This window comes from Acidimicrobiia bacterium, assembly GCA_040880805.1.
Taxonomy (GTDB): domain Bacteria; phylum Actinomycetota; class Acidimicrobiia; order IMCC26256; family DASPTH01; genus DASPTH01.
In genome coordinates this window covers 23,845-36,936 of the sequence record JBBDHW010000017.1, presented here as the reverse complement: position 1 = coordinate 36,936, position 13,092 = coordinate 23,845, and the positions used below count along the sequence as shown (strand labels likewise).

Annotated in this window: 13 protein-coding genes; 6 read left to right on the top strand and 7 right to left on the bottom strand. The window is 69.4% G+C overall.

Annotated features, from left to right (window positions below; all coding sequences use genetic code 11):
- Window positions 1–287: 287 nt before the first annotated feature.
- Window positions 288–635 (bottom strand): iron-sulfur cluster insertion protein ErpA, encoded by a 348-nt coding sequence (gene erpA / locus WD271_03340; GenBank protein ID MEX1006859.1) that lies wholly within the window; start codon window positions 633–635, stop codon window positions 288–290.
- Between the two features lie 15 nt (window positions 636–650).
- On the bottom strand, window positions 651–1,340 hold the full coding sequence (locus WD271_03335) for a helix-turn-helix domain-containing protein (protein MEX1006858.1): 690 nt from the start codon (window positions 1,338–1,340) through the stop codon (window positions 651–653).
- Window positions 1,341–1,406: 66 nt separating this feature from the next.
- Here WD271_03335 and WD271_03330 point away from each other — a divergent pair, with 66 nt between their 5' ends.
- Complete coding sequence (locus WD271_03330; GenBank protein MEX1006857.1) at window positions 1,407–2,657, top strand: Mrp/NBP35 family ATP-binding protein; 1,251 nt, start codon at window positions 1,407–1,409, stop codon at window positions 2,655–2,657.
- 40 nt (window positions 2,658–2,697) lie between these two features.
- On the opposite strand, the gene WD271_03325 is transcribed toward WD271_03330, so the two are convergent.
- From WD271_03325 to WD271_03315, 3 genes are read right to left on the bottom strand one after another with little or no spacing between them, the layout of a single operon-like run.
- Complete coding sequence (locus WD271_03325; protein MEX1006856.1) at window positions 2,698–3,573, bottom strand: hypothetical protein; 876 nt, start codon at window positions 3,571–3,573, stop codon at window positions 2,698–2,700.
- Between the two features lie 27 nt (window positions 3,574–3,600).
- Window positions 3,601–4,575 (bottom strand): hypothetical protein, encoded by a 975-nt coding sequence (locus tag WD271_03320; GenBank protein ID MEX1006855.1) that lies wholly within the window; start codon window positions 4,573–4,575, stop codon window positions 3,601–3,603.
- 58 nt (window positions 4,576–4,633) lie between these two features.
- Window positions 4,634–5,473, bottom strand: coding sequence for an MBL fold metallo-hydrolase (locus tag WD271_03315; GenBank protein ID MEX1006854.1), 840 nt, complete (start codon window positions 5,471–5,473; stop codon window positions 4,634–4,636).
- 123 nt (window positions 5,474–5,596) lie between these two features.
- Here WD271_03315 and selA point away from each other — a divergent pair, with 123 nt between their 5' ends.
- Complete coding sequence (gene selA, locus WD271_03310; GenBank protein ID MEX1006853.1) at window positions 5,597–6,928, top strand: L-seryl-tRNA(Sec) selenium transferase; 1,332 nt, start codon at window positions 5,597–5,599, stop codon at window positions 6,926–6,928.
- Window positions 6,919–8,691 (top strand): selenocysteine-specific translation elongation factor, encoded by a 1,773-nt coding sequence (gene selB / locus WD271_03305; GenBank protein MEX1006852.1) that lies wholly within the window; start codon window positions 6,919–6,921, stop codon window positions 8,689–8,691. Before selA ends, selB begins: the two co-directional genes overlap by 10 nt.
- A gap of 44 nt (window positions 8,692–8,735) precedes the next feature.
- Here selB and WD271_03300 read toward each other — a convergent pair whose 3' ends face one another.
- Together WD271_03300 and WD271_03295 are read right to left on the bottom strand one after the other, a co-directional pair.
- On the bottom strand, window positions 8,736–8,996 hold the full coding sequence (locus tag WD271_03300; protein MEX1006851.1) for a WhiB family transcriptional regulator: 261 nt from the start codon (window positions 8,994–8,996) through the stop codon (window positions 8,736–8,738).
- Between the two features lie 98 nt (window positions 8,997–9,094).
- Entirely contained in the window at window positions 9,095–10,531 is a 1,437-nt protein-coding gene (locus WD271_03295; GenBank protein MEX1006850.1) for an NfeD family protein, read from the bottom strand.
- On the opposite strand from WD271_03295, the gene WD271_03290 reads away from it, so the two are divergent.
- From WD271_03290 to WD271_03280, 3 genes are read left to right on the top strand one after another with little or no spacing between them, the layout of a single operon-like run.
- On the top strand, window positions 10,530–11,501 hold the full coding sequence (locus WD271_03290) for an ArsA-related P-loop ATPase (GenBank protein ID MEX1006849.1): 972 nt from the start codon (window positions 10,530–10,532) through the stop codon (window positions 11,499–11,501). The two genes, WD271_03295 and WD271_03290, sit on opposite strands and share 2 nt — an antisense overlap.
- Complete coding sequence (locus WD271_03285) at window positions 11,498–12,676, top strand: ArsA family ATPase (GenBank protein MEX1006848.1); 1,179 nt, start codon at window positions 11,498–11,500, stop codon at window positions 12,674–12,676. The genes WD271_03290 and WD271_03285 overlap by 4 nt, the downstream gene beginning before the upstream one ends.
- The gene (locus tag WD271_03280; protein MEX1006847.1) at window positions 12,673–13,080 is read left to right on the top strand and encodes a response regulator; all 408 of its coding nucleotides are present in this window, start codon (window positions 12,673–12,675) and stop codon (window positions 13,078–13,080) included. The genes WD271_03285 and WD271_03280 overlap by 4 nt, the downstream gene beginning before the upstream one ends.
- The last annotated feature ends 12 nt before the right edge of the window (window positions 13,081–13,092 follow it).

The following is a 13,092-nucleotide window of genomic DNA, read 5'->3' as shown; positions in this document are numbered from 1 at the left end:
GCGCGGCCTTCTTCGCCGGCTTCTTCGCGACGCGCTTCTTCGCGGGGCGCTTCTTCGCCGGTTTGCGCGCGGTGCGTGCGGGTGCCGGCGGCGGACTCGGTGCAGGCGCGGCCGCGAGCGGCGCGGCAACGGGTGGTGTGTGAGGGGTCGGCGGCGTGGGAACGCCCGGACTCGGGTCGAACGGCCGGGGGGGCGTGAACGGTCCGGGGCTCGAAGTGGGGGGCCACGTAGGGGTCATCAGGCGCTCCTCTCGGCCGGTTCCCGTCGAACCGGTCAGACGCTCGGGATCAGGAGAACGACTGACCGCAGCCGCAACTCCGTGTGGCGTTGGGATTCTCGATGGAGAACCCGGCGCCCTGCAGACCGTCCTTGAAGTCGAGAGCGGCCCCGGCGAGGTGCTCCGCGCTGGCCGGGTCGATGACGACGGTGACCCCGCGGTGCTGGGTCTGCACGTCGTCAGGCGCGATGTCGGCGTCGAAGAACATCTCGTAGCTCAAGCCGGAGCACCCACCTGGCCGTACCGCGACACGTAGCACGAGCTCCGGGTTGCCCTCCACCTCGATGAGGCTCTTGACCTTGTCCGCCGCGACGTCCGTCAGCGTGAAGACGGTGCTGGCGTCCTGAACAGTGAACATCGGACCTCTTCTCTCCTACTGGTCGCTTTCAGGATAACCGACCCCGACGACCACATGACAGGGCTCGGCGTCGTACAACGTCGCGAAGTGCTCGACTCTTCCCCCGCCGGCGGCTTCGACCACGCCTTCGCACAAACCCCGGTGCAGATTGCACACGAGCTCGGGATACGCCTCCGCGAGCTCACGGAACGGGCAATGCAGGAACTCGATCCGGGTGCCCCCCTCGTGCTCGCCGTCGGCGGGTTCCACCGCGGGCTCGAAACCGAGTCGGGTGAGCTCCGCCTCGAGTGCATGCAGGCAGCTCTCCGAGCGCGTCCGCCGGCCAGTGTCGGCTCCCCAGACCCTGCCGGTGTCGGCGGCGTCGGCGGCATCGGCACCGACACGCTCGGCGAGCGCGGCGAGCAACCCGGCGAGCAGTGCGTGGGCCGGTGGGTCGAACCCCAGCGCCGGCGCGCCGGCTGCGAGGAAATAGAGGTGCTGCGGGCGCCCGACGGTGCCCCGCCGAACCGGCTCGACGTCGATGAGGCCGGCCTCCCGGAGACGCTCGAGGTGCAGCCGCACCGTGTTGGCGTGAAGTCCGAGCCGCTCGGCAAGATCCTGCGCCGAGAGCGCCGCGGTGGAGCGTGCGAGCTCCCGGTACATGGAGAACCGGGTCTCGTCGCCGAGCGCCTTCAGAACGGTGAGCTGGTCGGGTGAACTGGGCATTGCGCTTGACGGTAGCCGCCCTCCGGCATATTTTCAAGGTCTAGCCTGTATTAATCAGTGGTGAGCATGCCTGTGAACGTCCCCGATCCCAATGATCCCGGCGCCCCCGTCCACCAGCCTGTGGCGGGCCCCCCTCCCGCGCCCGAAGACGTCCGAAACATGCTCCGGGGTGTGATCGACCCCGAGCTCCACGCCGACATCGTCGAGCTGGGGATGGTCGACGACATCCGGGTGGCGCCGGAGGGCTCGGTCATGGTCCGGGTGGCGCTCACCACGGCGGGCTGCCCCCTGCGCACGCAGATCAAGCAGGACGTCGAGTCGAAGGTACGGGGCCTCCCCGGGGTCACTGCCGTCGCCGTCGAGTACGGCGAGATGACCGCCGAGCAGAAGACCGCGGCAATGCAGCGTGCCCGCTTCAACGCACGTGAGAACGCCGCGCCCACCGAGGTGCCCTCCACTACACGCGTTCTCGCGGTCGCAAGCGGCAAGGGTGGCGTGGGCAAGTCGTCGGTCACGGTGAACCTCGCCGCGGCACTCGCGGCGCGCGGGCTCACCGTGGGCGTGCTCGACGCCGACATCTGGGGCTTCAGCGTGCCGCGCATGCTCGGAGTGGAAGGACGGCTGGGCGGCACCGAAGGAAAGATCACGCCGAACATGGTCGAGGTCCCGAACACGGCCACCGGCACGGGTGGTAACCCGGGTCACCTGAAGGTCGTGTCGATGGGGTTCCTCGTCGACGACGAAGGCACCGCGTTGATGTGGCGCGGCCTCATCCTCACCAAGGCACTCGAGCAGTTCCTCACCGACGTGCGGTGGGGCGAGATGGACTACCTGCTCGTCGACATGCCGCCGGGCACCGGCGACATCCAGATGGGGCTGGCACGAATGCTGCCGCAGGCCGAGATGCTCGTGGTCACCACCCCGGCTCGCGCAGCGCAGAAGGTCGCGGTGCGGGTGGCCGACATGGCACGGCGGTCGTACATGAAGGTCACGGGTGTCGTGGAGAACATGAGCGAGCTCGTGCTCCCCGACGGGTCTCGTCACGAGGTGTTCGGCCACGGCGGGGGCGACGCGCTCGCGGCGGAGATCGGCGCGCCGCTCGTCGCGCGCATCCCACTCGAGCCGGCCGTGTCCGAAGGCGGCGACACGGGAACCCCGGTCGTGCTGAGTGCGCCCGGCAGCCCGGCTGGCGCGGCCTTCCTCGAGCTCGCCGACCGGATCGTCACCGACCTCCTGCCGCCAATCGAGATGAGCGGTTGCACCGCCCGCATCTTCGACCTCATCGCACAGGCCGACGCGGAACAGGCCCGGGCGTGATGCCCGGGCCTGTTCGCGAGATGATGGAGGTGCCGGCGCGTTACTTCACCGTGAAGTCGGTGTGCAGCTCGTTCGGATCGTTCTCCTCTTCGGCGTTGGAGCTCACCAGCACGTAGCGGCCCGACTTCATCGCGAGTTCGAAGTACCCCGTACTTCCGGGGGCGATACCCTCGATCCCGCCTGCGATCGCGGCTGGCGGGTCACCGGTCGGGACTTGGCCGCTCTCGAAGAACTCGTTGAAGTACGCGTCACCATCTTCGAAGGTTGCGGTCGGGGTGAGGTAACGCGCGAGGGTAAGGGAACGGGGCACCGACGTGCCGTTCGTGACCTTCACCCAACCGCTCTTCGGCAACCCGGAGCTCGGCAACGTGATCCCGCTGTCGGAGATCGTGACATTGACGACGCCGTCCTTCGGTGGACTCAGGCTCGACTTGCCGGAGCCCACATCGAACACCTTCACCATGCCGTGCGCCACGTGGGACTCGCCGTCCGGTGCCGGGACGAAGCAGAACATGCCGTAGTGGCCGCTCGGCAACTTCGTGAGGATGGTCGTCCTCTCGCCGGCGCTGAGGAAGCTCGGGAGCGGAGAAACGTCGCCATCGCCGGCCACCAGCTTGTTCCCCGCGTTCTCGTCGTCGGAAAGCAGCGCCGCCTTCAACTGCTTGACGGTCACACCCTTCTTGAGCTGGACCATGCCGAGCATGTGAAACTCGAGGCCCGGGTTGTCGAACTCGACCTCGGTCCATCCCGCCTTGGGGCTGCCCGAAACCTTGTAGGTGTACTCACCCGCTTTCACGGTGAGTGTGTTCGATCCGGCCGCGCCGGCACCGGGCGCGATAGCGGCGCCCAAGCCGACCGTCGCGAGACACGCTGCCAGTGCGGCCGTGAGAACCGCGACGCGATGCGTCTTCCTCATGGTTTCCCTCGAGTCAGTGGTGTGCTGCTACTTGACGTCGAACTCGCCCTTGAGACCCAACGAGTAGTCGTCGTCGGGCGCGTCGCCTTCGGCGCTCAAATACGCGTAGTGGCCAGCCGAAAGCGTCACCTCGAGGTACGCCATGCCGTTCGGGGCCAGCGTGGCCACACCGCCCATGATCGTCCCGGGCGTCGTGCCTTCGGCCTTGCCGGTCTCGAAGAACGAGTTGAAGTAGGTGTAGGCGTCGTCGATCGTCTTGCCCGACTCGAGCTTGATGAGCAAGAAGCTGTGCGGCTCGGTGCCCTCGTTCGTGACCTTCAGGGTTCCCGTCTTCGGGATGCCGTTGGGCGGGATGGTGATCGCGGAGTCGGTGAGCGTGACGTCACGGACCCCGTCTTGCGGCGGCTTCGCGCTCGACTTCGACGTTGAGATGTCGAACGTCTTCACCATGCCGTGCGCGATGTGCGGAGCTCCATCGGGCGCGGGCACGAAGCACAGCACTCCGTAGTGACCGCCCGCGAGCTTGGTGATCGTGGTGGTCTTCTGGCCCGGTCCGAGGAGGTGAGGAATGCCGTAGACCTCACCGTCGCCGTCGGCGATCTTGTTGAAGGCTGAGTCGTCCTCGGAAGTCGCGGCGGTCTTCAACTGCTTGGCGGTCACGCCTTTCTTGAGCTTCACCACCGCCATCATGTGGTTCTCGATGCCGGGGTTGTCGAAGTTGATGGTGACCCAGCCGGCCTTCGGGCTGCCGGAGAACTTGTAGGTGTACTCACCCGCCTTCACGGTGAGCGAGTTCGAGCCGGCCGCGCCCGCGGCAGGCGCGGCGGCGAAGAACACGGGCAGAGCGACGAGAGTGACGAGCGCGGCGGCGAGCCGGGTGCGGCGCGCTCGTCGAGGTTCGGTGGTCAAGTTCCTGCCCTCCTGTGGGACGAGTCTGTGGCGTAGCAGGATCTTCTCGAAGTGGAAGCGGCGTGACCATCCTGCTGACACCACCGGTGCCATGGAGGCCAGCACGATACGCGCTCGGGAGCGCCCGACGCGCGCGCCCGCGAAACGCCTGTCAGGCCAGCTTCCAGGCCGATTTCACCGAAGTGCCGGTGACCTTGCCGTCGGCCTTGAGCTTCAAGAGGTGGGCGTGCACCTGCCAACCGGCGGCCTCCACCAGCTTGGGGTGGAGGTCCTGGTCGCCGTAGAGCGAGGTGACGATGTCGACCACGCGCGCGGGGCCGGCCTTGAGAACGCGCAGCACCTGACGCTCACGCTCGCGCCGATGCTGGGTGTACTCCTGGATGCGGGCGCGCGGTTCTTCGATCACGTCGCCGTGCCCCGGGCACAGCCGGGCGAGGCGCAGCTTCTCGAGGCGTGCGAGCGTCGCGAGATACACAGCCATGTCGCCGCCGCGGGCAGGGTTGATCACCGAGAACATGCCTTCCAGCACGTTGTCGCCGGTGAAGAGCACGCGCTCCTCTTCGAGCAGGAAGCACAGGTGGTTTGGTGCGTGCCCCGGCGTGTGCAGCACTTCCAGGCCGAACTCGGTGCCTTCGATCGTGTCTCCCTCGCCGATCACGCGATCGGGGACAACCGTGGCGTCCTTGTCGATGCGCCTCCCGTACGCGAGCACCTCGGCGCCGGTTGCCTTCACGAGCCGCTCGGTTCCGGGCGCGTGATCGGGGTGCGTGTGCGTGAGCACGACCCACCGGACACGTTCGCGCATCGAGGCGCCGACGATGGCGTCGATGTGGCTCTGGTCGTCGGGCCCGGGATCGATCACCGCGACCTCGTCGATCCCCACGAGGTAGGTGTTGGTGCCGGGACCGGTGAAGGGGCCCGGGTTGGGCGCCACGATCCGGCGAACGAGGGGCGACAACGCACTCGGCACCCCAGGGGTGAGATCGGGCATCTCAGTCCCCTCTCGGGTGGGCGGTCGTACACAATTCCGGGCCTTGCACCTTCATATTGTAGGTGGCCCTCCGGGGTCTTCCGCGCGTCGGTCTTCCGCGCGTCGCTCTACGCTGCCGTAGCCATGGCGATGGACCCACGCCGGACGCTTCCTTCGGTGGAACGCGTCGTCGCCCACCTCGACGGGCTTCCCCAGCCGCTCCTCGTCGACTGTGCTCGGGAGGCCGTCGACGCCGCGCGTGAGGTGGTGCAGCGCGGAGGAACGATGAAATTCGACACAGTTGTCGCCGACGCGGCTGCGCGCGTGACGCGCCTGCAGGGCGCGCGGCTTCGCCGCGTTGTGAACGCGACCGGCGTGCTCCTGCACACCAACCTCGGACGAGCACCGATCGGGCACGACGCGATTCGTGATGCGGTCGATGTCGCGGGCGGGTACTCCAACCTCGAGTACCGCATGGAGTCGGGTGAGCGCGGCTCGCGCCACGAACACGCCGGATCGCTCCTCGCGCGCGCGTGCGGTGCCGAGTCCGGCATCGTCGTCAACAACAACGCGGCCGCGGTGGTGCTCTCGCTCGGTGCCGTGGCGCGCGGTCGCTCGGTGGTCGTCTCCCGGGGCGAGCTCGTGGAGATCGGCGGCGGGTTCCGGGTTCCCGAGATCATGGCCGAGTCGGGGTGCCGGCTCGTCGAGGTCGGCACCACCAATCGCACGCGCCTCGCCGACTACGAGCGTGCGCTCGAACCCGACACCGCGCTCGTGCTCAAGGTGCACGCGTCCAACTACCGCATGGTCGGCTTCGTCGAGTCCACGCCGGTGTCGCAGCTCGCGGCGCTCGGGGTACCGGTGATGGTCGACGCCGGTTCCGGACTGCTCGACGACACCACGCCGTGGCTCGCGCACCGGCCGTCGTGGTTGCGCGACGAACCGGGCGTTCGTCAGACGCTGGACGCGGGTGCGGCGCTGGTGACGTTCTCGGGCGACAAGCTGCTCGGCGGCCCGCAGGCCGGGATCATCGTGGGGACCGCCACCGTGGTGGCCACCATCGCGCGGCATCCCCTCGCGCGGGCGATGCGCGCCGACAAAGTCACGCTCGCGCTGCTCCAGTCGGTGGCGTCCGCGTATCTCTCGGGTGACGTGAGCGCGATTCCGTTGTGGCGCATGGCGACGACAACCGTCGACGAGCTGCGCGCGCGGGCCGAACGCGTGGCGCGCGCGGTCCCTGGCGTCAAGGTCATCGACACGGAGGCTGCGGCGGGCGGAGGATCGCTTCCGGGCCTCACGATCCCGTCGGTGGGTGTCGCGCTCGAAGCATCAGACGCGGACGCACTCCACGCCCGCCTGCGCGAGCAGGGTGTGGTCGCCCGGGTCGACGAGGGAATGCTCGTGTGCGACCTGCGCACGATCGATCCCGATGACGACGCCCGGGTCGTGGAGGCGCTGCGCGTGTCATGCGCGTAGTCGCGACGGCCGGCCACGTCGACCACGGCAAGTCGTCGCTCGTGTTCGCGCTTACGGGGACCGATCCCGATCGATTCGCGGAAGAGAAAGAGCGTGGCCTCACGATCGACCTCGGGTTCGCGTTCGCCACGCTTCGGTCGGGCACCGAGGTGGGATTCGTCGACGTACCCGGGCACGTGCGGTTCCTCAAGAACATGCTTGCCGGCGTCGGCGCGGTGGACGTGGTGATGTTCGTGGTGTCGGCGCGCGAGGGCTGGATGCCGCAGAGCGAGGAGCACCTCGTGATCCTCGAGCTGCTGGGCGTGACGCACGGAGTGGTAGCACTCACGAACGCCGACACGATCGACGCCGAGGCCCGTGACGACGCGCAGCAGGCGATCACCTCACGCCTCTCCCGCTCGTGCCTGCGCGAGGCACCCGTTGTGATCTGCGACTCCATTTCGGGCCGCGGCCTCGACGACGTGCGCGCTGCGCTCGACGCCGTGCTGCAGTCGGCGCCCCCCGCGGAGGATCGCGGACGGCCGCGCCTCTGGGTCGACCGCGTGTTCGCGCCGCGCGGTGCGGGCACCGTTGTCACCGGCACGTTGGCCGGAGGCTCCGTCGCCATCGACGATGTCCTCGAGGTCGGCCGCGACGGCACCCGTGCGCGCGTCCGCGGCATCGAGTCTGCCCACCGTCGCGTCGAGCGGGTCGCACCGGGTACTCGCGTCGCGCTGAATCTCTCGGGAATCGAGCGCGCGGATCTCGCGCGCGGCGATGCGCTCGTGAAGCCGGGACAATGGACGGCGGCGGCGGTCGTCGACGTCGCGGTGACGTCGGTGCCCGACGAAGTCGTGCAGAACCGGGCGCGGCTGCAGGCCTACGTGGGATCGGGCGAGCACGAGGTGTCGTTCCGGGCGCTCGACGAGAGCGGGCGGTTCGCGCGGCTCAGGTTCGCAGCCCCACTCCCGCTCGCCCCGGGCGACCGGGTGGTGCTCCGAGATTCGGGGCGGGCGCGCACCGTCGCCGGTGCGGAGGTCCTCGACGTCGATCCAGTCGGCGACGGCCGCGATGCCGCGGCGAGGCTTGCGTTGCCGCTCGGCCCGCGGCTGCTCGCCAGCCGGGACCGAGTGCCGGTTGCCGACGTCGCGAGGCTCACTGGGCTGTCCGACGCGGGTGCAGCCGAGCTCGTTGCTGCGACGGTGGAGTCCGGGATCGCGTCGCGCGTCGACGACTCGCTCGTCGACACCGCTCTCCTCACCGCGCTTCGGAATCGCGCGCGCGAGCTGGTACTCGGAGGGAACGGTATCGAGCTCGCCACGTTGGCGAGCAGGCTCGGCGTCGATGCGGGCCATCTCCGCGGGGCGCTCGACGGCGACGCGCGGTTGCTGGTGGATCGAGGGTTCGTGCGCGACGCCACGCGGTCGCCGATCACTGAGTCGCCCGAGGCGGTCGCGCTCATTGCCGCGCTCGACGCGTCACCGTTCTCACCACCGGAGAGCCAGAACGTCGCGCTCGCACGCACACTCGTGCGCGAAGGTGTTCTGGTCGACGTCGCCGGCATCGTGTTCACTGCGTCCGCCGTCGACCGCGCGCGCGAGCTCGTGCGTGAACGGCTCGGCGCGCACGGCACGATCAGCGTCGGCGACGCGCGCGACCTGCTCGACAGCTCGCGCAAGTACGTCGTGCCGCTCCTCGAGCACTTCGACCGGGAAGGCGTGACCCGCCGCCGCGGCGACGTCCGGATCCCCGGCCCCACCTCCAACCCGAACCGGCGTCGCTGAAGGTCGCTCTACGACCTCGAGCGACGCAAGTTGGATGGGAGGGGCTACAGGTAGTTGGTGTCGAGGAGGCCGCGGCGTTCGGACTCGTTGAGGCCGCCCCAGATGCCGTGCATCTCGCCGAGGCCGAGCGCGTACTCGAGGCATTCGGGTTGCACGGGGCATCCGCAACAGATCGCCTTCGCGCTCCGCTCGCGCGCTTCACGTTCGTCGCGCCGTTCGGCCGTCGTCGGCGGGAAGAACAGCACAGTCTCCGGACCCCGGCAGGCTGCCCGGTCGCGCCACGTCTTGAGTGTGCGGACGGCCACCGACTCCCCCCTCTCCGCGCCGGCTTCGATCCCGCATCGGCCGGGCTCGTCGCGCGGAACCTACTCGGCACCGCGCGGTGCCACAAGAGGGGAATCGCTCAGTCTTCCTCGGAGTCCTTCCCGCTCTTGGCGCGGCGCGAGCGGTCGCGGTGATCGCGGGCGCCGCCCTCCGGGGGCTCGACCTCGAGGACCAGGCCCTCGACCGCCACCACCCGGACCGAGTCGCCCGCGGCGACGGGCGTGGCGCGGTTGGTGCGGGCGCGCCAGCGCGCGCCGCGGATCAGCACCACACCGTCGGGATCGACGGGTACTTCTGCGGTACCGAGTTCGCCGACCATGCCCTCGCGGCCGATCGTGGGTGTGGAAAACCGCGAACGGATCATCGCGGTCATGCCACCCACCATGAACAGGAACATCCCCAGGCACACGACCAGCAGCACCCACCACGCGGGTCGCAGCTGTGACGAGCCCCCGTAGAAGAAGAGGGACCCCGCGCCGAGCGCGATCGTCGCGATGACCGTCCACACTCCGAGCGCGCCGACCTGCACGTCGACGGCGAAACCGAACGTGGCGAGGAGCAGCAGCCCGAACGCCCACCAATGCACCGGCAGATGCGACAGACCGACGAACGCGCCGACGACGCACACCGCTCCGACCAGTCCGGCCAGACCGATGCCCGCCGTGTAGAACTCGAACACGAGGAGCGCGAGCCCTGCGACGAGGAGAAAGTAGGCGATCGACGGGCTGATCAGCCGGTGCAGGAGCTGGCCGCCGAGGTCGAGGCGACGAAACCGCACCTCTTGATTCGGTTGTCGCCGACGGTCGCGTCCGGTACCGACGACCTTGGCCGTCGAGAGCGTCACGTCGCCGGCGGCGGTGGTGACGGTCTTGTTGTTCAGGCGCACGATGAGCTCGCCGATCGTCGGTCGCACGCCGTCGGTCGCCCCCGCTGCACGCGCGTCGCTTGCCCCGAGGCTGCGGCTCGCGAGCTTGCGTGCCCCATCGGGGTCGCGGCCGCGTTCCTTCGCGAGCGCCGCCAACTGGTCGGCGACACCGGCGCGCGTGCTCGCCCCCGGGTCATCGAGCCGCAACGGCTGTCCGGCGCCGGCGCTCGAGCCCGGCGAGATGTACGCGAGGTGCGCGGCCTCGAGCAGCACGGTGGTCGCGCCCTCGGCATTGGCACCCGACGGACCCACCCAGACGGCGACGGGAACATCAGACTTGTCGATGGCCCGCACGATGTCGCGCACGGCGACGTCGATCGCGCCCCCCGACTTCACCTGGAGCACGAGCAACGTGGCACCGCGATCGTTGGCATCGGCGATCGAATCGCGCACGAGCGACTGGTTGGGCGGATCGAAGTAGCCCTCGACCTGCACCACGTCGATCCCGCCGCGGCCACGCGCCGCCGTTGCTCCCGCGTCCGCGGAGTACGCGTCACCGATTGCCACGCACGCCGCAAGCGCAAGTGCCGCGAACGCGACGAAGCGTCGGAGACGGCGCGCGATCAGGACTCCCGTAGCATCGTGGGGCATGGACCTCGAGCGCTTGTGCTCGGCCTCCCGGGTGGTGATCGTCGCGGGCAAGGGCGGAGTGGGGAAGACGACGGTAACCGCCGCGCTCGCCGTCGCAGCAGCGCGGACGGGCATGAGCGTGCTGATCGTGGAAGTCGAGGGCAAATCGGGGCTGGCCGCGTGCTTCCGGCAGCCGCCCCTCACCTACCAAGAAGCCGAACTCCGGCCAAACCTCCGGGCGCGGACTCTCACCCCCGACGACGCGCTCGTCGAGTACCTCCACGATCACGGGCTCGGCCGCATCGGACGGCGCCTCAGCAACTCGGGCGCACTCGAAGTGGTCTCCACCGCGGTGCCGGGGATGAAGGACATCCTCGTGCTCGGCAAGGTGAAGCAACTCGAGCGCGGGGGTGCGGCCGATCTCATCGTCCTCGACGCACCCGCAGCCGGCCACGCGGTGCAGTTCCTGCTCTCCGCGCGTGGCCTGCTCGACGCGGTGACGGTGGGTCCGGTACGGAAGCAGGCGTCCGACGTCGTGGAACTGCTCACCGACCCGTCGCGCTGCCAGGTGATGCTCGTGACGCTCCCGGAGGAGACACCCGTCAACGAGCTCGTCGACACCGCGTACGCGATCGAGGACCGCGCCGGCGTGAAGCTCGGCCCCATCGTCGTGAACGGCTGCGTGTCCGAGGTGCACGGCTTGCTCACGTCGACGGACGGCGCCGGGATCGCCGCGGTGCGCGCCGACGCCGCGCTCGCCGGTATCGAGCTGGACGACGCCGACATCGACGCGCTCGCCGCGGCAGCCGCGATCCGAGTCGCCCTCCGCACGCGCCAGCAGGAACAGCGCGCGCGCCTTTCGGTACGCCTCCCGCTGCCGCAGATCGAGCTGCCGCTCCTGTTCACGGCCGACATCGGTCCCTCGGAAGTCGACGCGCTCGCCGACGCGCTCACGGCCGGTGTCACCGCCATGGACGCGGTGCCACCATGACGCTCGCCGAGCTCGTCGACACGCGTCACGTTGTAGTGTGCTGCGGCACCGGCGGTGTCGGCAAGACGACGATCGCCGCCACGCTCGCGATCGAGGGCGCGCGGCGAGGACGCGACGCCGTTGTCGTCACCATCGATCCCGCGAAGCGTCTTGCGAACACGCTCGGCCTCGAGCACCTGTCGAACACGCCGCACGAGATCCCACGGTCGCTGTGGCGTGGCGACGGCGACGCTGCGGTTCACGGCCGATTGCACGCGCTCATGCTCGACACCAAGTCCACGTTCGACCAGCTCGTGGGCCAGTACGCGGAGAACGAGGAACAGGCGCAACGCATTCTCGCCAACAGCTTCTACCGCAACGTCGCGGGCGCGCTCTCCGGTACGCAGGAGTACATGGCCATGGAGAAGCTCTACGAGCTGCACGCGTCCGGCACGTTCGAGCTCATCGTGGTCGACACTCCCCCCACGCGTCACGCGCTCGACTTCCTCGACGCGCCCCGGCGGCTCATGCGCCTCCTCGACAACCGGGTCTTTCGGCTGCTCATGACACCCACCCGCCCCGCGTTCCGCGTCACGAGTGCGGCCGCGCACGCGTTCGTACGGACGGTCGCGCGTGTCGTCGGACGCGAGGTCATCGACGACGTGATCGCGTTCTTCCGGGCGTTCGAGGGCATGGAGGCAGGCTTCCGCGACCGGGCCAATCAGGTGATGACGCTCCTCGGCGCGCCCGAGACTGCGTTCGTGCTGGTCACCACGCCGCGCCGTGACGCGCTGGCGGAAGGCGAGTACTTCGCCGATCGCCTCACGGAGCACCACATGAGCGTCGAAGCGCTCATCGTCAACCGCGTGCACCCGCGCTACGGGGGCGAACCCCCCGAACAGCTCCGAGCGCGCGCGGCGCAGCTCCGCTCACGGAACGGCGAGGTCGACCGCGACGCCGCGGCGCGCCTGGCGGCGCGCTTCACCAACCTCGCTGATTTCGAAGAAGTCGCGGAACGAGAGAGGCGCGAGCTCGCCGGTCTCGAGGACCGCCTCGGCAACGCCTCCGTCGCGTACGTGCCCGAACTCGACCACGACGTGTTCGATTTTTCCGCGCTGCATGCCGTCGGCCGCCATCTCGTCGGCCGCCTCCCGCCGACCCATGGCACCGGCGCGGGTAGCGTGACCGGCGGATGAGCACGATCCTCGTTGCGGCTGACGCCAAATGGGTCCGTGACCAGGTGAAGGCCGCCTGCCTCGCTCCCGGCCAACACGTGATCGAGGTCACCCGAGGCCAAGACGTGCGCGAGGCCGTGAAGGACTACGAGCCCGACGTTGCCGTGCTCGACATGCAGATCGCCAACATGGGTGGCGTCGCGGTGGCGATCGACCTGCGGCTCGAGTCCGGCGCCGGCCGTCTGCCGGACGTGTCGATCCTGCTCCTCCTCGACCGCGAGGCCGACCGCTTTCTCGCCAAGCGCGCCGACGCCGACGCCGAGCTCGTGAAGCCGATCGACGCGTCCACACTGCGGCGCACCATCGATGGCCTCGTTGCCGCGGGTGTGGGAACGACCGAAGGACCGGAAACGCGCGAGGGCTAGACTCGCTTTCCC